The following is a 21,404-nucleotide window of genomic DNA, read 5'->3' as shown; positions in this document are numbered from 1 at the left end:
TCATGCTTTGTCCATTTTAATTCAAGATATCCCTTCTCGTAAAGACACTGAATGCAACAATAACCGCACAAATCGCCCAGATGGCTAATACGGCAAGGGAAAAATTCAAGGTCATGCCCTCGATCGGCGGCAAATTGCCCGCTAAATAACTGGTCAAATTCAGGTTTACCATGAACAAATATTTCGCGCTGCTCCATGCCGACGCCATATTCGTCAGAATATTTCCGGCGATCAATGCCGCCATCATAATGACGATGCTGGCCGCCGTGCTTCGAACCAGGACGGATACCATAAAAGCCAGCATGCCGACGCATACGCCGACAAACCAGACCAAACCGCCCTGCATCAGCAAATACTTCCATTGGGGCACCGCATGAACGCCGGACATATCCACGTCTGACCCGACAATTTGGAAACCCGTGAATACCGGGATGTCAAACCCTTTGTAGCCGAAAGCGAGACCCGAGATCAGGTAAGCGATGACAAAGGTGGAAACGACAATGAGCGACGTGAACATAATCAAGGCTGCCAGTTTGCTCAGCAGCACTTTCCAGCGCTTTACCGGCCTTGTCAGGAGCATCTTAATGGTGCCGGTCGTCCGCTCTCCGGAAACGATATCCGAAGCAATGGCCATGATGAGCAGCGGGATAAACAAGGATATCGCATTGTTCAGAAATTCCCGCGTGAACGTTACCCCGTTTGGTTGATTAGGATTCACATCATGCTGCAAATAATACTGCATCTGCTGAATAAAGATTTGCCGATATCGTTTCCATTCATCCGGCACCCGGTCACTGCTAAGCGAATTCTCATTATCCGTGATCCGCTGCTGAAGCTCAAGCCGCCAGTCGCTGTTAAACTTCTCCCGGCTCCGTTCCGCGGACTTCATCTGGGCGTATGTAAACATGGGCACTAGGACGAGGAGAACCAGAAGAACCACATAAAACCGCTTACGCTTGATAATTTTGATGCATTCGTTCTTGATCAGGGGCAACAGGTTACTCAATGCTCTCACCCTCCGTCATCTGCAGGAACAGCTGCTCCAGCGTAGGATTGATCCGATGAACCTCCCGGACCTGCACGCCGGCGCCAACCAGCCTTTCCACAGCCCTTGATGCATGTGCAGCATGCATTCGGGTCACAACGGCATCCGGTGACATGCCTGCCAGTACATTATCGTCAAGCACATCCTCCGGGCGGTCCACGATCTCGCAATAATCCAGCTTCTGCAGAATTCGTTTGCCCTGCACGGCGGGATTCAGATCCCAGATGACATGATCGCTGCTGCCGGCAATCAATTCATCGACCTCGCCTACCGCAAGCACCCTTCCGCTGCTGATGATGGCTACCCGATCGCATAACAGCTGAATTTCGCTCAGCAGATGGCTGGAAACAAATACAGCCAAGCCATCCTCGGCCAACTGATGGATGAACTGCCGCATTTCTTTGATTCCCTTCGGGTCAAGACCGTTCGTCGGCTCGTCCAGAATGAGCAGCTTCGGCCTGCCGAGCAAGGCCTGGGCGATCCCCAAACGCTGCCGCATGCCAAGTGAATAAGTGCTGACCTTGTCATGGATTCTTCGATCAAGCCTGACCGTATCCACAACTTCCTGTATCCGCTGATCGTCAATACCGGGCTGCATTCTCGCAAAATGCTCGAGATTTTCCCAGCCGGTCAAATACGAATACATCTCCGGATTCTCCACGATGGAACCAATATAGCGCAGCGCCTGCTCCTGCTGGCGGTTCACATCGTAACCGCAGACCTCGATCCTGCCGGATGACGGCTTGATCAAATCCACAAGCATTCGGATCGTGGTTGTTTTTCCTGCTCCGTTCGGCCCCAGGAACCCGAATATTTCGCCCGCGCGCACATCGAACGACACATCATGTATAATCCATTTTCGACCGATTTTCTTTTTTACATGCTGGACGGATAGTACGATTTCCTGCGCTTGTTCATTCATCGATTTCCATCTCCCCACCTGACATCCTCTTCATGCTACAGCATACCTTCTACAATTCGATCCGCGATGGCCTGATATCCTGCCCCGTTCGGATGGAAATGGTCCGTGGACAGATACTCGCCGAGCTTATGCTGAAACAGATCGAATGTAGGGACAAGCGTCATATTGGGATCCCGGTTTACGAGCTCCATGACCGCATGATTCCATGCTGAGACCACGACATTGCCGGGTATCAGCAATTCTTCCAAATCGGAAAAGGGATGATACAAGCCGATATAAACAATGCGGGCATTCGGATTAATATCCCGAATCTTCTCAAGAATTGTCTGCAAGCGTTCGGAGGCCTGCGGCAATGCGCCCATCAGCATGGCTGGATCGAGCTCCAGCTCGCCGACATCCGCCGCCCCCTCCATCAGCCCGCTTCCTTGAAAGATATCATTGCCCCCGATAGACAGCATAATGACGTTGGCTTCCTTCAAGGCATACTGTATTCCCTTGTCGTCCAGCTTAGGGAGAAGTCCCTCGGTGGTCATTCCGTTTATCGCCAGATTGGCCAGCAGGCTGGCCGTTCGTCCATCGCCGTTCAATTGTTCGACGCTTCGGCGGACAAAACCGCCCCCGGTACTGTCCCCCGTTCCCTTGGCAAGCGAGTCTCCGATCGCCGTCACTTTCAGATCATTTGGCAGCACCGCTTCCGACGGAGCCCGTTCCGGCTTCGGCGGCGCAGTCTCTTGGCCTGGCTCGGCAGATTCGCCGCCGGTGAGCAAGGGCTGCCCTTGAGGATCATTAATATCCTTAAACGCATACACGAAACCGAATATAAGCACAATCGTTACGATAATCGACACGGAGGCCGTGATACGCCATATCCATGCAGATGACTTCATGACATTCCCCCTACAAAAATCCTCATGTACATTACCTTAAGACTTCTATAAAAAATTTGCAAATCAAAACACGCAAAGAAGACTGCCCCGGACGCAGTTTTCTGCGCGCCCGGGGCAGCCTATCATGTAAAACAACATCCGTGCTTATTGGCTGATGAATTCCTGAACCCAGTATCCGTTGTAATATCCCACACCGATCATGGTGAAATTAGGAGACAGGATATTTTCACGGTGACCTTGGCTGTTCATCCAAGAGTTCATGACTTCCTGCGGCGTGCGCTGCCCTTTAGCGATATTCTCGCCGGCATAGCCGTAAGAAATGCCGTAAGCCTTCATCATATCGAATGGAGAGCCGTGCGTCGGCGAAGTGTGGCTGAAATAATTGTTATTGCTCATGTCCTTCGCTTTGTCCAGTGCTACCGTTGTCAGCTTGGCATGTACCGTGAGCGGCTTCAGGCCAGCTTTCGAACGCTCTTGGTTCACCAAGTTGACAACTTCGGAAGCAAAATTCGATTGCTCCGTCGTGCCCGCAGATTCGGAAGGCTGGGACGGAGTCGTAGATGGCTTGCTCACAGGCTTGCTTGCTTCCGGTTTGCTTGCTTCTGGTTTGCTTGCTTCTGGTTTGCTTGCTTCCGGTTTGCTTGCTTCCGGTTTGCTGGTCTCAGGCTTGCTTGTTTGAGGCGTCTCTGCAGGCTTGTCCGCCTGAGGCTTTTCCGTTTGCGGTTGTTGGACGACCACCCATTTAAACTGCGACTCCAAGCCTTGGCTCTCCAGGAATTTCTGGATCTTCTGTTGCCAGTTTACATAATTATTGCTATCAGCAGGTGCAGCCGAAGCCGTTGTCGGCAGCATGATGCCAACAGCCAATACAGCCGCGATACTGCCGCCTGCGATTTTCTTTATCCAATGGTTGTTCATGAATACTCATCTCCTATGCTCATAGTTGTAGAGTTTGCTTGACCGCCGTTCTAAGATGTTGAACTAGTTGGGTGTGGGGCGGTCAGGCATTGGTTACATTTTTGTAATCAGGTACGAACACATTGTAACACATTTGATACCTTCGGCAATCCTACAATTGTTGGAAAGGAGTCCTTGAATTCCTACTTTATGCTCAGGGCCCCAGAAACCAATACCGGTCCTGATCGAATGACTTCCTTGTATCTGTGATAAGCAGTAAAAACTTCTAAACTTCCATAGAATCTAGGTCATAACAAGAAAAAACCCACCCCGAAAACGGGGTGGGTTAATGAAAAGGCCCAGGCTACAGCTTTTTGCTGAACTGGTAACCAGCCTTTTCAAATCCAATATGTTCATAAAATGCATGTGCGGGAGCAAGTTCTTCCCGGTTGCCGCTTGTGAGAAACAAGAGGTGGCTACCATGCTGTCTTCCCCATGTCTCTGCACCGCGAATCAGTCGTTTGCCAATTCCTTGGCCGCGGTAGCTTGAGGTTACAATAACCGAAGTAATTTGAGTGACCGGTTCGGTCATAGTGAAGGATTTGACTTGACGAAGCATGATCATGCCGACGACGTCTCCATCAACCTCGGCAACCAGGTTGCCGTATAACGGGTTGTCGTTCATGGACTCCATCCGTTCACGCATGACGTTGAGCGTGGTCGGATAATTCAGTTCTCGCATCAAGGATGTGACAGCTTCCAAATCATTCTTCTCAAAGTTTCGAATCAGCAGTGCAGGCGCAGAAATTACGCTTTCGATGCTCATTATACCCTCATGCTTCCCTTCTTCTATGAATTCTGAGTAAACTCTACTTCTATTTTGTAAGTTTATGAAGAAGATTGCAAGTATCAAGCGACATTTTTTTTTACATTTGTGTCCGTTTTGTTAAACCTTTGTTAAGCCGTTTTTACAAAAATCGGTATTGTGCTTCAATCAGCCCATGATATGTCCCCTGCTTCTGCATAAGCTGGTCGTGATTTCCTTCTTCGATGATCTTCCCGTGATCCAGCACAACGATATGATCGGCATGGCGGATCGTTGATAAACGGTGCGCCACGATGAAGGAGGTACGTCCCTGAAGCAGCACTTTAAGGGCACTCTGGATTTTTAATTCCGTCTCGGTATCGATACTTGCCGTTGCTTCATCCAGAATCAAAATCCGCGGGTCGGCAAGGAGCGCCCTCGCAAAGGATAGCAGCTGCCGCTGCCCCATGGACAGCATGTTACCGCGTTCCTCGACCTCGGTATCGTAGCCGCCCGGCATCTGGACTATAAACTCATGGGCGCCCACAGCCTTGGCCACGTCTTCAATCTCCTCATTGGTCGCATCCAGACGGCCAAAGCGGATATTATCCCGAATCGTACCCGAGAATATAAAGGTATCCTGCAGCACGATGCCGATCTGATTCCTGAGGCTTTCTACCGTCACCGATTGAATATCGTACCCGTCGATGGTTAACTTACCGTCCGTAATATCATAAAAGCGGCTGAGCAAATTAATGATGGTACTTTTGCCTGATCCGGTATGACCGACCAACGCAATCGACTGGCCTGCCTTCACGTCCAGATTGATGCCTTTTAGAGCCTGGCGTCCTTTTTCGTATTCAAACACCACATTCTCCAGCTTGATGTCCCCTTTAATGGTCGGCAATTTCTTCGCGCCAGGCTGATCATCGATGCTCGGCTTCTCGTCTATGAATTCAAAGATACGTTCGGACGATGCCATCGCGACAAGCAGCTGGTTATACATTTGGCCAAGCCGATTGATTGGCTCCCAGAAGTTCCCGACATATTGGGTAAAGGCAATCAACAGACCGATCGTGAGCTCGCCTTGCTGAATCAATACGGCACCAAGCCAGAACAAGATCAGGGAACCGAACCCCCCGGTAATCTCGATAAGAGGCCCAAACCCTTGGTTCATGGCCGACGCCCTATCCCAGGACTTTTTGCTGTCCAGGTTCATGTTATCAAAAAATTTCATATTTTCTTCTTCTTGCGTATAAGCTTGGGTAACGCGGATTCCCTGAATGGATTCGTTCAAGTGGGAGTTAATCCGCGAGTTCCGGATCCGTACTTCCTGCCATGCACGCCGGATGCGCACACGGAGTTTCGTAGAGATAAAGAACATGATCGGAACGGTAACGATAACAGCTAGACCAAGCTTCCAGTTAATTAATAGCAGGATGACTACGATACCGACAAGCTGCACGCAGTCGATGATCAGATTGACAACCCCGTTCGTAAACAAATCCTGCAGGGAGTTGACATCGTTCGTAACGCGAACCAGCACGGATCCCGCCGGACGCTTGTCAAAGAAATTAAAGGATAGGCGCTGTATATGCTGGAACAAATCTGCTCGAAGGTCATAGATAACCCGCTGACCAATGATATTCGTAAACTTGATCCGGAATATCCCGGCAACCCATTGAATGATATACATCGCCAGAACGGCGATCGTAATCTGATACAGCAGGGTCAGGCTCGGATTTCCTTCCTTCGGGTCAATGGCCTGGTCGATAGCCAAACTCGTCAGGAATGGAATGGCAAGCTTCGTAATCGTGCCGATAATCATCATGAGGCCGATCAACGGGAGAATCTGTTTGGCATATGGTTTCATATACGAGATCAGACGCGTCAGCTGCGTCCAGTTAAACGGCTTCTCGATCGCATCGTCGTCCTTGTATACAAAACGTTCATTGGTTTCTTCCGAAGGCTTCCGCGGCCTCGGAATCTTTTGCTTCTGATGCGGTTCAGTATTTACGTTGGCGTTCATGCTTGCACCTGCCCTGGCGTACCTCCTGCTTGAGCTTGCTTTGCAATCAGGTCCGCATATTGTATTTTGTACACATCCTGGTAAGGTCCCGGCACCGCAATCAAATCGTTATGCTTGCCGCGCTGCACGACTCTACCTTCATCCAGAACGAGAATTTCATCCGCATGACGCAAGGAAGAAATACGGTGAGCGATAATAAAGGTCGTTCTGCCGTTCATGACTTCCTGGAAACCGGATTGGATTTCATGCTCTGTTTCCATGTCCACTGCGCTGGTGGCATCATCTAGGATCAGGATTTTCGGGTCCTTCAGAAGGGCACGGGCAATCGCGATCCGCTGCTTCTGTCCGCCGGAAAGACCCATCCCCCGTTCACCGACAATGGTATCGTAGCCATCCTTCATTTCCATAATGAAGTCATGTGCCTTGGCCAGCTTGGCTACCCGAATGATTTCATCCATGCTAACGTCCTTCATCCCGTAAGAAATATTGTTGCGGATGCTGGACGAGAACAGGAAAGTCTCTTGGAAGACCGTTGCAATCTGGCTGCGCAGACTCCGGACCTTAATATCGTTGATGTTCACGCCGTCTAATTTGATGCTGCCCTGATTCACGTTATAGGCATGCATCAAGAGCTGGATAATGGTTGACTTCCCTGAACCTGTTCCCCCCAGCAAACCGATCACGGAGCCGGGACGAGCATCCAGATTGATATCTTTGACAGCAGCCATCTTGTTGCCGTAAGCAAAGGTGACATTGTCGAACACGACATGACCCTTCACCTGGCTTGGCACCAAATCTACCGCACGCTCACGGTCTTCGACATCAATGGGCTGATTCAACAGCTCCAGCACCCGTTCACCCGAAGCCTTCGACTGCGTATAGTTGTTAATGTGGAACCCGATCCCCCAAAGAGGTCCGATTATGTACCAAATTAAGGTGAAGAATGCTGCCAGCTCCCCTACCGTCATGGAACCTTGGATAACCATGGCGCCCCCGACGGCAAGCAAAATGACGACGCTGACATTCGCAAAGAGCTCCATCATCGGGAAATAACGGGCCCACAGGGAAGAGGCGAATATCTGATTGGTTTTGTAACGCTCATTCCGTTCGGAGAATTTCTCGACTTCGTGAGGCTCGCGAGCAAAGGATTTAACGGTACGAACACCCGTAATATTCTCCTGCACCGCGGTAGTCAGCGAGCTGAGCGCCAGGCGCATCTCCTGGAACGCCGGATGGATCTTGGACTCGAATTTCAGAGCTGCGAACACCAGAAATGGCATCGCTACCAAAGTAACCAGCGTCAATTTCCAGCTGATGGTGAACATCATGATGGAACCGAAAGTCACCATCAGTACGAGGTTGAGGAGTTGGGCAAAACCGAAGCCGATAAACATCCGGATTGCTTCCAAATCCCCCGTCAGCCGCGACATCAAATCCCCTGTCCGAGCCGTGTCGTAATAGCGGAACGATAGAAATTGCAACTTTTCATAGCAGGCGTTTCGCAACGAATAAGCCAGGTAATTCCCCAGCCTCCCTCCAAAGAATCCATGCAAAAACTGCATGAAAGCTTTAAGGATGACCACGCCCAGCACGGTGAGTGCCAGCTGCGGTACGATGCCGTAATTCTCCAGCTTGATTGCATCGTCAATCAGCACTTTTAACAGCTGCGGATAGACAAGACCTAAAGCGGTTGCAATCGCCAGACACAGAATGGAAAGAAAAAGATAACTTCGTTTCTCCCAAAAGAAGCCCTGCAGTTGCCTGAGAACATTCATGTTTATCCTCCTTTGGATTTTTTACGTTCAGGTTATGTAGCATTTATGAAGTTTATCATCGACCCGAACCCGCGGCAAAGAGAGAAAACCGTCATAAATGAGCCTAAAGGACCTAAAGGGGGCAAATAGTATAACTTATCATTGTTTCATGATGAAATCATCGGGAATTCTCATCATTACTAGGGGATATAATCACATTGTCAGTCCCTTCAACCGTTAGGCTTTATCCGCTATTTTCGACTTTTTTGAACATGCTTGAAAAAGGGTAATATCCTAAGCTGGTTTCATCCTATTCACGTTCGCTGCAGCGGATAAAAATATGCCATATCGTCCTAAGCCGCTTTCATCAGGAGAGCGGTCCATCGATAATAATAGGACGAAAGACGCCCCGCCACGGATGGCATATGGGACGTCTTTCGAGGGTTCAACATGTGATTAGCGTTCATTCATCCGGTAAAAGGGAACGAACCTTACCAGAAGTTCGCACCATGCTGCTATTCTATTGCAACTCTTGCTTCATGCTAGACGGGAATGTTCCGTCTTTACTGCGCTGACTTTATCATGGCTTCCAAATCATCCGCCAGCTGACGCCACATCAACGGAGACTGGCCGTCCTGCAGCGAACCCAGTATGGCAGCCATGGATTCCTTCAGCTGTTCCTCCAAAGCGGATACATGATGCTGCAGTGAACGTTCGCTCATTCGAACATAGTGGTCCGTCAGCTGCTCTTCCCGCAGGCCGACCACACCCGCCACGGCTTCCTTCACTTTCGGCTCAGCCGCTTCGCGCAGCTTGGAACTTCCGCCGCCCTCAAAGAAATGCTTGGGATTCTTAAAGGTCGACCAGAAGGTTAACCAATCCCCTTGGATTTGCAGCTCCGTTTCGTCCAGCTCCGGCGGTGCCCAGTCCGGATCCCGGCGTATGGCCAGTGACAGGCCCTCGGCCATGCCGTTGATATCGGCTGCGGCCTTAAATGCCGCGGCTTCGGTTAATTTGCGGCCGGCCGTCTCCAAACGAAGCGTGGTGGCCCATAGTTCCTGATCCAGCTCTACGGACATCGTTCGCATCAAATCACGTCCGCAAGCCGCAAATGCCGATTTCAAATGCCCTGCATCCTCCCGAAGCACGGAAGGATTAAACGACTCCTGGAAGAAACGGTTCATGGCATAATCCAGCCGCTGCCGCACGTGAAACAGCAGCTCGCTGCTTTCTTGACCGATGTCGCGTGCCATTTCCTGCTCCGCCAAAGCGTTAAGGCGGGCCATGGCTTGGTTTTGCACCTCTTCCAGCTCCCCGATTTTCCGCTTGCGCGTGGTCTCATCCTGAGCGGCCATTTCAGCCCACCCCCGGATACGGTCCCTCACAGAAGCGATCTCATCATAACCGGCACGCTGGGACAGCCTTGGCAGCTCTTCCACCGCAAATCGGCCCAGCGCTTCTTCGAAAACAGGGAATCCCGATGCCTGCAATTTCTCCTCGTCCCCTTGCCGCTTATTGTCCAGCGCAGCCAGACTGGAGACGGGGAAGATATGCGGGCTGCCTACGCCGCTGGCTGTAAGATTGGTGCGCACATGCTTCACCACCTCATTCAGCTCGTCTTCGGACTGAGCTAGATCAGCCGCATTGACGATAAAGAACATTTTATCCAAGGCAAAGCTGTCTTTGACCCGGCCCAGCTGGGACAAGAATTGCCGGTCCGCTTTGGAGAACGCATGGTTGTAATACGTTACGTAAACAATCGCATCCGCATTCTTAATATAGTTGAAGGTGACGCCGGTGTGCCGGGCATGCAGGGAATCCGCTCCCGGCGTATCCACCAGCACGATCCCTTGCTCCGTCATCGGACAGCTGTAATACAGATCGATCCCGTCGACAAAGCAGGATTTGGTTTCGTCCGCCACGTATCCCCGATATTCGGCCAATTCTACCGTTTCCGTGGTGCCGAGCCTGGACTCCATCTCATCCCAGCCGGAGGCGGCGGCCTTTAGGAACCCGTAATGCGGCAGGCCTGCCGGGTGAATTCCGGCCGGATTCAAACCTTCGGCCACGCTCCGCCAATTGGCCGGATTCGGTTCTTGGAGACCCAGCACGCCGAAGGAATACTTCAAATCGTCCCACCACATATCGCGGCTCTTCATACGCACGTCTGCGGTACCATGTGATCTTCCTTCGGCCGGTGCCAATATGCGGTTCACCGCCGCCGTTGTCGGATGCGGCGATACCGGCAGGACCGACTCGCCAAGCAGTGCATTGGCGAAGGAGGACTTTCCGGCGCTGAACGCTCCGAACAGCGCCAGGGTGAACGAGCCGCCCGCAAGCGCATCCGCGCGGGCGGTCAGATCCCGCGCGGCCGACGCCAGCGCGGGGTGCGGCGCCAGCAGCGCCGCCGCTGCGCGCAGCTCGGCTGCCGCGGCCTCAAGCCGCTGGCGCCGCTGCGGTGCCGCCTGCGAAGCGGCGGCCCGGGGCGCCGTGCGCCCTTGCCCCGGCTGCGCCGCCGGGGCGCCGCCCTGGGCAGCCGCATGCGCGGGCGGCCCCTCCGGCTCCCTCACCTCCGGCAGGAGGCCGGGGGTGAGGGAGGTGCGCGGCGGGAGCAGCTCGGCCAGCTCGGCCGCGCGGGCGGCTTCCGCCTGCTGCAGGGCTGCGTAGCTGGCGGAAGCCGCTGATTGCGCCAGGAGCTTGGCGCCCTGGCGCTTCAGCTCCTGCAGACGGACGGCCGCAGCGTCCGTCAATGCCGCCTTCAGCCGGTCGGCAAGCACCAACACGGCCATGCGGTAGCTGCCCTTGATTTCCTCGGCCAGCTCCCGGTTATAGTTCAATACATATTCGCCTGACACCGTGGCTTCCGGATTCACGGTTCGCGTAATCATATCCTCCCGCACGCCCGGAAGTTCGGCGTCCATTAAACGTTCCCATTCGGCATTCCATTCCACATGCTGCTCGACGCTATTGCGGAACAGCGAACGCAGATGCCAGTCGACCTGCGAAGAGGTCTGCTCCTCCAAACGATGATGGAAGGCCTTCAGACGGCGGCGGCGCTCTTCCTCCGTCTTGCCGCCCGAGAAGAGGAACCCGACCTTAAAGCCAGATTTCCGGCTCTCCAGGAAAGACAGGCTTAAATCCCGAACATCCGCCGGCGTCAGATTGGCATTGGCCAGCAGCTTATCGGCTTCCTTGCGGAGTTCTGCGCGAACCGTTTCCGGCAGCCCCGCTACGGTTCTTTTTTGTTCTTCCAGCTCCTGCAAGCGCGCTTGCAGCGCCGCTGCGGCCTCCTCGCCGCCCATTTCCTCCAGCAGCCGTTCCTTCTCCTCCTGATGACTGCGGGTATAGGCTTCTACATGCTGATCCGCAGCATGACGAATGGAGCAGGAAACGCTATGGCGCAGCAGCGGCTCCTTCCGGGATATCAGTTCGCCGATCAAAGACTTCAGCGTCTCCCATTGGTTATAAGGATGGTCCTGCACTTTTAGCGAGGTGCATAACAACCCTTTGTACGTGATCTTCCACTGGGCGAATGCCTTCTTGACGTCGTTCAGGTAAGAGGACAGCGTCAGCTCGTCATCACGATGCTTGTCGATCTGATTCACGATCAAATATAGCGGCTTCCCCCAATCCGACAGGCTCTTGGCAAACATCAGATTACTCTCCGACTGCACATGATTGTAATCCATGACGTAAAACACGATATCCGCCATATGCAGAGCGGAATGGGTCGCTAGCCGATGCCCGTCGTCGGTCGAGTCGACACCGGGGGTATCCATCAATACTCCGTCCGCGCCAAGCAGCGGCACGTCATCCCACACTTCAATCGCGGAATACTCCCGGCCCTCCTTGCAGTATTCCGCAAGTTCGTCGATCGTTACCTTGATAGGCTCCCCATGGTCCGCGACAGTCCGGTGAATCAATGCCCGGGGCTCGCCGCTTCGAATCGTGACCACATTGGCACTCGTCGGCACCGGACCCGAGGGCAGCACCTTTTTGCCGCAAAGCGCATTGATCATGCTTGACTTCCCAGCTGAAAAATGACCGCAGAAGGCAAGCGTGAGCTCGCCGCCAGTACCCTTGCGTATCAAATCCTCGGTCAATGCGGAGGAAGACTCGTCATTCCAGTCCAAAAAACGGTCCCGGACTCTATTTAGTTCCGTCATGCTGTATCCGATTTCATCAGTCATCAACTTCAATGTCATTTCTCGCTCCTGTCCATTGATCTCTCCATCTCTGACACCATCTGTTCACATCATTTTATTTTATCACCGCTTGCGCCGTAAAGGAATCATTTCATGATCCGCCGTTTGTCCCGCTCTATGCAAAATGGCAGGCCAAGGAAGAAACGCTTCCTTGCCTGCCATGGGTTCAACATCTCATTTTTTAAAACATCAAATTTGAAGAACTTAAGATACGACGGTGTTCTCTTCTGCCGGAATCAAAATTTCGAACACGTTTCCGTGCTGCAAAATGGTTAAACCGCGAGACTTATCGCGCATCACGACCACTTCCGGCTTCTGAGACATACGCTCCAAATAATGCTCGGGAGCATCCCCGGAGTGGCTGAACGTCACGCCTTCCACTTCCTGCTCTTCATTCTCGCTCAGTTGGTTCTGGCTCTCCACCACATGTTCAAAAATATCCGAGAACAATTCAAAATTGTCGGTGTAAACAGAGATGCATTTCATGTGTAATCCCATCCTCTTTTAAATTTAGCTCCTGCTGATCCGGGGTGCATTCCTTATTCACCTTGCGAATATCCGGCATTTCTATTCGGTCACAGTTGTTTCCAGATTTCCATTCGCCCATGCGGCCGAAATAGAAATCCGGAGACAAAGGCAAGCGCGCTGGCTTGCTTGCAATGATGCCCATTCGCCGGCTGTCAAAGTTCGGTGTTCTCCCGAATCAGATGAACTGTTTCTTTTTTTGTCTGTTTCTTGCTGGTGTTACGGTTGTTCCTTATTCTTCCTGACTGCTAAGGTTTTCATACGTTTCTTTCCTTCGCGGCAAACATCCAGCAGCGGGCATACCGGGCATTGCGGATTTTGAGCTTTACAGTGGTACCTTCCGAAAAAAATGATCCGATGATGCGTCATCGTCCATTCTTCACGCGGCACCCGCTTCATCAGCTTTTTCTCCACTTCCAGCACGGAATCTTTCCAAGCAGCCAGTCCAAGCCGTTTGGATACCCGCTCCACATGCGTATCCACCGCAATGGCAGGCACGCCAAAGGCGTTGGAAACGACGACATTGGCCGTCTTGCGTCCAACCCCGGGCAATTTGACCAGCTCGTCATGAGCCTCCGGTACTTCCCCGCCATACTGTTCGATCAGAATCCTGCACAAGTTCTGAATATGTTTGGCCTTGTTCCGGTATAACCCGATCCGTCTGATATCCTGCTCAAGCTCCTCGATCGGTACCGATACGTAATCCAAAGGCGTTTTGTATTTCTGAAACAGATCCTTTGTTACTTTATTTACCGTTTCATCCGTGCACTGGGCGGACAGCAGCACGGCGATGGTCAGCTCAAACGCATTGCTGTGATTCAGTTCGCAATGTGCATCCGGAAACATGCTCTCCATCGTGTCCAAAATATGCCGCACCGTTGCCGCATTCATATGATTTCCCTCCCGCAAAAAAAAATCTTGATGCGGAAATCCCCGCATCAAGACGGTGTTTCTCGAGCAATCCCAGGTCGATAATTTACTGTTTTACGATCTCAACAACGACACCGTTGTTTAAGTACAGTACAATATTATCATTTTCCTTAAGGGATTGCACGGACAAAGTCGTGTCACCTTGATGAACAAATACTTTATCGGATAACGTAAATCGGTAATTATCGTTAATCGATTTGCGTTTCACTTGAATTTCGGTGTTGTTCGCCTGCCAGAACGCACGCTCGATTTTCTCCAGGACTTGGATGATCGTTACGCCTTGAATGTCTTTTCGAATCTCTACGCGATCTCCCTGCGTCAACGCGCTTAAGTTCGAAGCCGTCGAACCATTCTTGACGACCTTGACGCCGCCGCTTACGCCTAGGGTCTGGCTGTTGCCCGAATGATCCTTCACGGTCAATACATTGCCCGAAGCATCCAAGCTGGTGACTTCGCCAAGCGTCAATTTGACTTCGGCAACCGAAACAGCAGTTAAGCCTTGAAGCGTAATATTAACGAGAGTTCCGGGACGCAGGTCTGCAAGCAGGATCGCTTGTCCGCTATCGCCGGTCAATGTTGCTTTGTCCGTGTAAATATCGCTTGTAGCGCCATTCGCTTTCACTCGAATGCGGTTTTTCGCCGGTTCGGTGAATACGACCTCGAACTGCGCGGATGTCTTGAGTTTCAGGCTCTGCAAGTAATCCTGGTTGGTCGACAGCTGCGCCGAAACCTCGTCGCCGACACGCACATCCGCCAGGGAAGCGTTCGATTTTCCGAAGATTTCTACAAGCAGCGTGCTGTTGTATGGAATTTCCTCCACTTTTCCGTTGGCGGCCACAATCGATATCACTTTCTTGGCTGTGTTAATACTGCTGATTTTACCTTCAACTTTATAAACCACTTCCAGTGAAAGCGCACGGGTGCCAATGAGCGATACGCTGACCTTGCGTCCTGCTCCGAGCAGCGGCTCCACTTTGTCCAGCGTTGTTCCGTTGCTCGATTCCAGCTTCGTCTTATCGTCCAGGATGATGACGCGAGGCTGATTGTTAGCATCCTTGACGGTCAGCCAGTGCGTCTTCGCATCGTAATTGACGATGGTGACGGCATCCAGCTGTTCCATTTGACGGCCCGTTACTTCGATCTTCGTGATTTTTTCCTCGCCATTGATGGTCAGCGTCACTTGATCGCCGGATACGGCGTCAGCGAGCAAATCGGACAAAACGGGCTTCGCCACGCCACTCATAATAATTTCCGGCTTCTCTGCCAGAAACTTCGTTTCGAGCTGCGTGCTTCCGCTGCGCTTATACGTGATGGTTTTTCCGTTCTCTTCAACAGAATACAGCATCGCCTGTATCGTGCGGTCGACGCTTTGCGTGACCTCCACCGATTGAAGAATGCTGTTTTTTACCGTGAAATTCACGGCATAACCATTCTTCAGCTCCGCCGGTGACAGAATTTGATTCTGATAGCGAATGACGGTAGCATCGTCCCACGTGTACGTGTCCTCATAACCGGTGCTGTCCTTAAGGGTTACTCTTTTGTTCGCCGTGTCCACGTTTTGGACGACGCCCGCTCCCGTCTTGTTCACCAAGCCGCTCTTCACGCGGATCGACACGATTTTTTTCTGCGGGCTGTAGGTTTCGCGCTCAATGGTAAGCAAGCTGCCTGCAGCAAGCGTCTTCGGATCGATTTGGTTACCGTTCTGGTCCAGGAAAACCGTGCTTGGCTCGTAACTCAGCTCTTCAAATGTACTGCCTGTATCAAGCCAAATCACGTTGTTCGGAGACAAACGGGCATAGGTGCGGTCAAACCGCTCCACCTGCTGGGTTGGATCCGTAATTTCCACGTAAGCAGCGGTTCCGTTATTCGCGACGACCACCGCTTGCGTGTATGGATTGATGTCCGAAAACTGCAATCTTTTCTCCGAATCGGACGCAAAATAAGCCGTGGAAGAATCCAGCTTGAATGAGTTCAGCTTGCCGTCGGCATACAGCTCCAGCTTGCCGTTCTCAATCGAAGCGATGGAGCCTTTGTACTGATTCTCGTAATTCGTGGTAATGTACGCTTGAGCCCGGCTGAAGAACGTTGCAAGCTGGGCACGGGTAACCGCCCCTTGCGGATCGAATTTGTTTCCGTTCACGCCTTTGGCAAGGCCCAGCTCAACCGCCACATTAACGTATCCCAAACGATCCGGGGATATCTTGGCGTTGTCCGCAAAGCCTGTCGCTTTATTTTTGGCGGCATTGGCCTCCGCGGTACGTCCAATGGAACGGACAAGCACTTCGGTTATCCATTCCCGGGATGCTTTCTGCGCGCCCCAGATGACTTTCTCGTCCGTGTATCCGGATTCTTTTTGCTTGTCGAGCAGGTTTTGCTGAAAAGCCAGTTCAACATACTTCGTAAAATAATCGTTCACTTTAACATTTGTCGGTAATGTCGCAGCGCCGCTGCTTAATTGATCCTGCATGCTTAAGAACCGGATCGCCATCGTCACAGCTTCCTGCTGCGTTACAGGATCGTTCGGACGAAACTTTCCGTTATTCCCGGTCACGATCCCCTGTGCTGCTAATTGATAAATGTACTTTTCTCCCCAATAACCGGCATTCACGTCGCTGAATACGTTAATGGCCGTTTGGGGTGCATTTGCCGTTGTCGCATTTGCTGCTTCCTCATCTGCCGAGACGATCGAAGCTCCGCCTCCGAATGCTATAAGTCCGGCCATGACGGCGGAGACCACTTTTTTGGAATGAACATGTTTGCTGTGTCTAAGTACCATTTTCTTTCCCCTCTCAATTACTACTGCTTCATCATATACTAATATTCGACAGCAGATCGTGATCTCCTTCAACCATCATTACCGAGTCATTGGATTTTCTAAATCGACATGCCCCATCAACGATTCGGTCTGCTGACCATCGACCAGAATTTGAAGTGATTTTACTTCGTCAAACTGGAAGAACGTTTTCTTGATGGCTTCGACGGCAAACGACTCGCCGCCAGCACCCAAGTTGGCTTCGTCAGGGACCGTCACGTCGAGCGTCAGAGCGCCGTTCTCGAATTTCAACGAATTCAGCTCGATTTTCTCCCATAGGGGAACCATGTCGGCCTTATCGCTCTTTTGCAATGCTTGATATGCGGCTTCGTATTTTTCCTGATCTTCCTTATACGAGATCTCTGCCGAGCCTTCAACCAGCTCCATCAAATCCGGGTCCGTATAGTAAGCTTTAATGCTCTCCGTTTTGGATTCCGGCGCTGTCGCTTCATTGCCGCCGTTCCCTGTTGACGTGCCCCCCGAACCGTTCGATGTTCCCCCATTGCTCTGTCCTGTCTGATCATCAGGTGCAGGTGTCACTTGCTCCGGCGTATCGTCCGGTGCTGCTCCGGGTTTCTGTCCGCAACCGGCACTAATCAGCATAACGGCTGCCAAAAGTCCGACTGCCCAAATTTTTCTATTCAAAATAGCCACCTCCTGCAATCACGATCACTGTCGTATCGTTAATCAACCTTCAAATAATTTTTGATGCCTCTGACAATTGCCTCGGCTACCCGATCCTGCGTTGCAGGATCAAACAGCTTGCTCTCATCGGTCTTGTTGCTCAGGAACCCGACTTCCAGCAGGGCGCCAGGCATCTTGGTCTCGCGAATAACATGGAAGTTGCCGTATCTCACTCCGCGGTCTTTTAAACCCATGGCCTTCACGATTTCTTTATGAAGGGCATTCGCCAGCGCTTTGTCAGATTCATTGTAATAATACGTTTCGGTTCCGCTTGCAGTGGATGGGCCGCTATTAGCATGTATCGATATGAAAACATCAGCCTTCAGATCATTCGCAATCTTCGCGCGATCCTTCAGCTCGAGGAAAGTATCGTTACTGCGAGTCAAAACGACTTCGATATTTTTTTCTTTGGCCAACAACTTCTCAACTTTCAGCGCCATCGCGAGGTTGAAATCCTTCTCCCTCTTCTTCGTTACCCCGATCGCTCCCGGATCATGATCTCCATGACCCGCATCAATGACCACGAGTTTCTTTCCGCCCGTACCGGGTTCCGGCGCAGGGTTAGAGGTCGTGTTCAGATCCACAATGAACAGGCCCGATCCGTTCTCAAGGCCTGATACGGTGTAGTTCTTGGCATAGTTCAGATCAATGACGATCCGCACGGTCATCGGGTTGCTGTTATACAAGGAGTAACGGACGGCTTTGACGTCCGGGTAACCCGACACCGTCATCTGGCCGCTCTTCGTCACGTCATCGAAATCGGCGTTGCTGCTGAACGTCTCGGAGAAATTCGTGTTCGCCATATCAATGACGATACGGTCCGGACTGCTGAGCTTCGATACCTTTGGCTTCGCATTGCCCGTAACGGCGACCATCAGCCTGTTTTCGCTGAAGCTGAGGCCGTCCACGGTCGACGTAGCGACGCCGGGTTCTTCGCCAGGGTTACTGCCATCGTAAGACGAGGTAAGATAGACTGCTTTCTGCGTGTTATCCCATCTTACTTGAAGGCCCATTTGCTCACTTACAAAGCGAATCGGAACGAGGGTCGTTCCGCCTCGAAGAACAGGCGCCTTCGTCATTAGAACACGCTGGCCGTTTATGTCGGCATACTGACTTCCAATCACCATCGTCACTTTTTGCCAGGCGTCTTCAACCGTTACCGTCCTCGCTGCCTTGTTCCAATTCACGTTAAAACCGAGATTTTCGGAAATGACGCGGATCGGGACCATGACGGTACCGTTGTTGTTCTCCACCTTCACGCCAGATGACAGATTGATTTGTTGACCATCCAGGTAAATCCTTGCGCTGTACGAACTCGCATCCGCCATTTTAGGAAACGCAATCATGATGACAACGAGAAACATTAAAAAACCGAACTTCTTCATCCTTCACCCCTACCATCCTATTATTTTGCCATAGATTGGCGTTTCTGCACTCGGCCTGTCCGACATTACCTGACAACCTATAGACGCTTAGACTCACTGAAAGTTGCGAAATTGTTCCCTATTTACCAAAAAAACACCTATTTCGACAAGCGAAATAGGTGTTTAGTCCTTCGTATGAAATTCAGAATTAGTTCCTTTGTTCTATTTTCGAGTCATAGGATGCTCCAGCTCAACATGCCCCATTAAACTCTCAATCTGATTACCGTCTACAAGCAATTCCAAGGACTTCACTTCATCGAACTGGAAGAACGTTTTTTGCAAGGCATCAATCGCAAACATTTCCCCTCCAGCTCCAAGATTCGCCTCTGCCGGCTTGGTGATATCCAGCGTCAATGCTCCGTTGTCGAACTTAAGTGATTTCAGCGTGATTTTATCCGACCATAATGGATTCAATTCGGCATCTCCGCTCTTTTGAAGACCTTCAAAAGCTTTCTTATATTTATCCTCTTCGCCCGAGTACGTGATCTCTTTGCTGGCTTCTTTCAAATCCATGATCTCCGGGTCCGTATAATAGAGTTTAATATTCGCTTTCTTCGCTTGATCCTCCGCAGCGTTCACGTCCTTCGTATCGACTGGCGTACCCGTACTTCCAGCGGATGTTTTCTCCGGCGGCGTGCTTGTTCCTTCGCTCGCGTTCACGGTAGTTGCTTCGGCTTCGCCCTGCTTCTGATCATCCGCCGCCTTGTCATCGCCCGGTTCGTCCTGCGGCGTCTGTACTTGTCCAGCTTCAGTATCCGGGCCCGTCTCGGCGGGGGCCGCAGTCGGCTTCTGTCCGCAGCCGGCACTAAATGCAAGCAGAAGCGCCAGCAATCCGGTCATCCAATATTTTTTGTTCATGGCTTGTGTCCCCCTCTAAGTTACATCAAATCTTGTACACATTATTGTACTTTAAGATATTCTTTAATACCCTCTACAATACCTTGTGCAACACGATTTTGGAAATCGTCTTTAAACAACTGGGCTTCGTCACCCTTGTTGCTCAAAAAGCCAATCTCGAGCAGGACAGCCGGCATCGTCGTTTCCCTCGTAACATGAAGGCTACCGTATTTAACTCCACGATCTTTGAGACCTGTCGCTTTTGCAAGATGTTTATGGATCACATCCGCCAATGACTTGCTGGAATCTCTCGTATAATACGTTTCCGTACCGCTGGGACTGCTGGACGCGTTGCTGTTTCCATGAATAGACACGAAAATATCTGCTTTTAAATTATTTGCGATTTTCACGCGATCGCTGAGCTCAAGATGTGAATCGTCGCTGCGAGTCATCACTACATTGATATTCTTTTCTTTTTTGAGCAGTGCTTCAACCTTAAGGGAAATATCCAAATTAAATGATTTCTCCGTTTTTCCCGTAAGGCTGATCGACCCCGGCTTGATACCACCGTGACCGGGATCAATGACAACCGTTTTCTTGCCATTCCCGGTAAGCGGCGGCACCGGCGGTACGAGAATTTCGCCCTCTGCGTTCAGATCAACGATGATGATGCCCGATTCCTGGGTCACCGCATAATTCTTAGGTCCAGTCAAATCCAATACGATACGCACGGTTGGCGGGTTGTCGCTGAACACGGCATATCGAATATTCGTAACGTCGGAATAATCCGCAGCTTCCATACTGCCGCCGTTCTGCGCGTTCACGGCATGTCCGCTTAGGAATGAAGCAGAGTAGACGGTGTCCGGAAGATCGATAACAATCCGGTCAGGCCCCGTCATGCTGAACACTTTCGGCGTCACGGCGCCTTCCGTTGCAATCATGAGACGGTTGTCGCTAAAGCTGAGCCCCGTCAATGAACCCTTATTTCCAGATTCCGCAGGCGGAGGCGTCTGACTGCCCGGATTGCTTCCTTCACCTGGATCAATCTCGGCTCCGGTGGTAGGCAGTGCGGCGCTTGAAAGGTACACGGCCTTCGATTGGTTGTCCCATTTCACGTCAAGCCCCATCTGCTCGCTTACAAAACGGAGGGGCACTAGCGTGGTCGGCCCATTCAAGACAGGCGCCAAATTCAGATCTACCTGGGCCCCGTTCAGCTCTGCCTGCTGGCTGCCGACCACCATGCGGACCGTCTTCTCGCTATTTTCAACCGTTACGGTTTGGCTGGCCTTCTCCCAGCCTACCTTGAAACCGAGATTCTCGGATACCACGCGTATCGGAATCATCACATTGCCCTTCATGTTGGCTACCTGGACGCCCGAAGACAAATTCAATGGTTCCCCGTCAAGAAATATGGTCGCACTTGAAGAACTGGCCTCGCCGCTCTTCGGAAACGCCAGCAAGAAGACTATCAACATCATAACAAACCCTAACTTCTTCATGAATCCACCTCGATCATCCCATGATTGAATTTGAAAAGCAAATCTAGCAAAAAAACATAACCTATGTAAATCAGTATTCCCGTATGCATGCTTCCGGACAAATACTGACATCAAACGTTGATCCATCGTGGCTGCCGCTGCATATTAAT

General features: G+C 51.5%; 15 protein-coding genes. All 15 read right to left on the bottom strand.

Annotation, left to right across the window (positions count from 1 at the left end; genetic code table 11):
* Positions 1–16: 16 nt before the first annotated feature.
* A complete protein-coding gene (locus tag RB297_RS00470) occupies positions 17–1,006 on the bottom strand; it encodes an ABC transporter permease (protein ID WP_375119436.1) in 990 nt (329 codons plus the stop codon).
* Positions 999–1,967 carry an ABC transporter ATP-binding protein gene (locus RB297_RS00465; RefSeq protein WP_375119435.1) on the bottom strand — a complete coding sequence of 323 codons (969 nt, stop codon included), beginning with the start codon at positions 1,965–1,967 and terminating at the stop codon, positions 999–1,001. Before RB297_RS00465 ends, RB297_RS00470 begins: the two co-directional genes overlap by 8 nt.
* A gap of 35 nt (positions 1,968–2,002) precedes the next feature.
* The gene (locus RB297_RS00460) at positions 2,003–2,854 is read right to left on the bottom strand and encodes a GDSL-type esterase/lipase family protein (protein ID WP_375119434.1); all 852 of its coding nucleotides are present in this window, start codon (positions 2,852–2,854) and stop codon (positions 2,003–2,005) included.
* Positions 2,855–2,998: 144 nt separating this feature from the next.
* Entirely contained in the window at positions 2,999–3,772 is a 774-nt protein-coding gene (locus RB297_RS00455) for a CAP domain-containing protein (protein ID WP_375119433.1), read from the bottom strand.
* A gap of 343 nt (positions 3,773–4,115) precedes the next feature.
* Positions 4,116–4,577 carry a GNAT family N-acetyltransferase gene (locus RB297_RS00450; protein WP_009591358.1) on the bottom strand — a complete coding sequence of 154 codons (462 nt, stop codon included), beginning with the start codon at positions 4,575–4,577 and terminating at the stop codon, positions 4,116–4,118.
* 142 nt (positions 4,578–4,719) lie between these two features.
* Positions 4,720–6,585 carry an ABC transporter ATP-binding protein gene (locus RB297_RS00445; protein WP_009591381.1) on the bottom strand — a complete coding sequence of 622 codons (1,866 nt, stop codon included), beginning with the start codon at positions 6,583–6,585 and terminating at the stop codon, positions 4,720–4,722.
* Positions 6,582–8,360, bottom strand: coding sequence for an ABC transporter ATP-binding protein (locus tag RB297_RS00440; RefSeq protein ID WP_015734598.1), 1,779 nt, complete (start codon positions 8,358–8,360; stop codon positions 6,582–6,584). The genes RB297_RS00445 and RB297_RS00440 overlap by 4 nt, the downstream gene beginning before the upstream one ends.
* Positions 8,361–8,902: 542 nt before the next feature.
* On the bottom strand, positions 8,903–12,544 hold the full coding sequence (locus RB297_RS00435) for a dynamin family protein (protein WP_375119432.1): 3,642 nt from the start codon (positions 12,542–12,544) through the stop codon (positions 8,903–8,905).
* 204 nt (positions 12,545–12,748) lie between these two features.
* Positions 12,749–13,030, bottom strand: coding sequence for a hypothetical protein (locus RB297_RS00430; RefSeq protein ID WP_015734596.1), 282 nt, complete (start codon positions 13,028–13,030; stop codon positions 12,749–12,751).
* Positions 13,031–13,288: 258 nt separating this feature from the next.
* Positions 13,289–13,960, bottom strand: coding sequence for an endonuclease III (gene nth / locus RB297_RS00425; protein ID WP_009595169.1), 672 nt, complete (start codon positions 13,958–13,960; stop codon positions 13,289–13,291).
* A gap of 85 nt (positions 13,961–14,045) precedes the next feature.
* Positions 14,046–16,775 (bottom strand): S-layer homology domain-containing protein, encoded by a 2,730-nt coding sequence (locus tag RB297_RS00420; RefSeq protein WP_375119431.1) that lies wholly within the window; start codon positions 16,773–16,775, stop codon positions 14,046–14,048.
* Between the two features lie 78 nt (positions 16,776–16,853).
* Positions 16,854–17,456, bottom strand: a complete 603-nt coding sequence (locus tag RB297_RS00415; RefSeq protein WP_375119430.1) for a GerMN domain-containing protein — start codon at positions 17,454–17,456, stop codon at positions 16,854–16,856.
* A 38-nt stretch (positions 17,457–17,494) separates the two neighbouring features.
* A complete protein-coding gene (locus RB297_RS00410; RefSeq protein ID WP_375119429.1) occupies positions 17,495–18,880 on the bottom strand; it encodes an N-acetylmuramoyl-L-alanine amidase family protein in 1,386 nt (461 codons plus the stop codon).
* Between the two features lie 201 nt (positions 18,881–19,081).
* Positions 19,082–19,777: a GerMN domain-containing protein gene (locus RB297_RS00405; RefSeq protein ID WP_096773316.1), complete on the bottom strand. Its 696-nt coding sequence runs from the start codon at positions 19,775–19,777 to the stop codon at positions 19,082–19,084.
* A gap of 41 nt (positions 19,778–19,818) precedes the next feature.
* Positions 19,819–21,255: an N-acetylmuramoyl-L-alanine amidase family protein gene (locus RB297_RS00400; RefSeq protein WP_375119428.1), complete on the bottom strand. Its 1,437-nt coding sequence runs from the start codon at positions 21,253–21,255 to the stop codon at positions 19,819–19,821.
* Positions 21,256–21,404: the final 149 nt, after the last annotated feature.

It is taken from the genome of Paenibacillus sp. CR_12, from assembly GCF_041953985.1.
GTDB classification, from domain to species: Bacteria; Bacillota; Bacilli; order Paenibacillales; family Paenibacillaceae; genus Paenibacillus_AQ; species Paenibacillus_AQ lautus_A.
Note: the sequence above shows the minus strand (reverse complement) of the source record. Positions and strands in the feature narration are given on the sequence as shown.

Bases quoted from the DNA above. Each gene is read 5' to 3' on its own strand.
- RB297_RS00465 (WP_375119435.1), bottom strand. From the start codon at position 1,967: ATGAATGAACAAGCGCAGGAAATCGTACTATCCGTCCAGCATGTAAAA.
- RB297_RS00460 (WP_375119434.1), bottom strand. From the start codon at position 2,854: ATGAAGTCATCTGCATGGATATGGCGTATCACGGCCTCCGTGTCGATT.
- RB297_RS00455 (WP_375119433.1), bottom strand. From the start codon at position 3,772: ATGAACAACCATTGGATAAAGAAAATCGCAGGCGGCAGTATCGCGGCT.
- RB297_RS00450 (WP_009591358.1), bottom strand. From the start codon at position 4,577: ATGAGCATCGAAAGCGTAATTTCTGCGCCTGCACTGCTGATTCGAAAC.
- RB297_RS00445 (WP_009591381.1), bottom strand. From the start codon at position 6,585: ATGAACGCCAACGTAAATACTGAACCGCATCAGAAGCAAAAGATTCCG.
- RB297_RS00440 (WP_015734598.1), bottom strand. From the start codon at position 8,360: ATGAATGTTCTCAGGCAACTGCAGGGCTTCTTTTGGGAGAAACGAAGT.
- RB297_RS00435 (WP_375119432.1), bottom strand. From the start codon at position 12,544: ATGACATTGAAGTTGATGACTGATGAAATCGGATACAGCATGACGGAA.
- RB297_RS00430 (WP_015734596.1), bottom strand. From the start codon at position 13,030: ATGAAATGCATCTCTGTTTACACCGACAATTTTGAATTGTTCTCGGAT.
- nth (WP_009595169.1), bottom strand. From the start codon at position 13,960: ATGAATGCGGCAACGGTGCGGCATATTTTGGACACGATGGAGAGCATG.
- RB297_RS00420 (WP_375119431.1), bottom strand. From the start codon at position 16,775: ATGGTACTTAGACACAGCAAACATGTTCATTCCAAAAAAGTGGTCTCC.
- RB297_RS00410 (WP_375119429.1), bottom strand. From the start codon at position 18,880: ATGAAGAAGTTCGGTTTTTTAATGTTTCTCGTTGTCATCATGATTGCG.
- RB297_RS00405 (WP_096773316.1), bottom strand. From the start codon at position 19,777: ATGAACAAAAAATATTGGATGACCGGATTGCTGGCGCTTCTGCTTGCA.
- RB297_RS00400 (WP_375119428.1), bottom strand. From the start codon at position 21,255: ATGAAGAAGTTAGGGTTTGTTATGATGTTGATAGTCTTCTTGCTGGCG.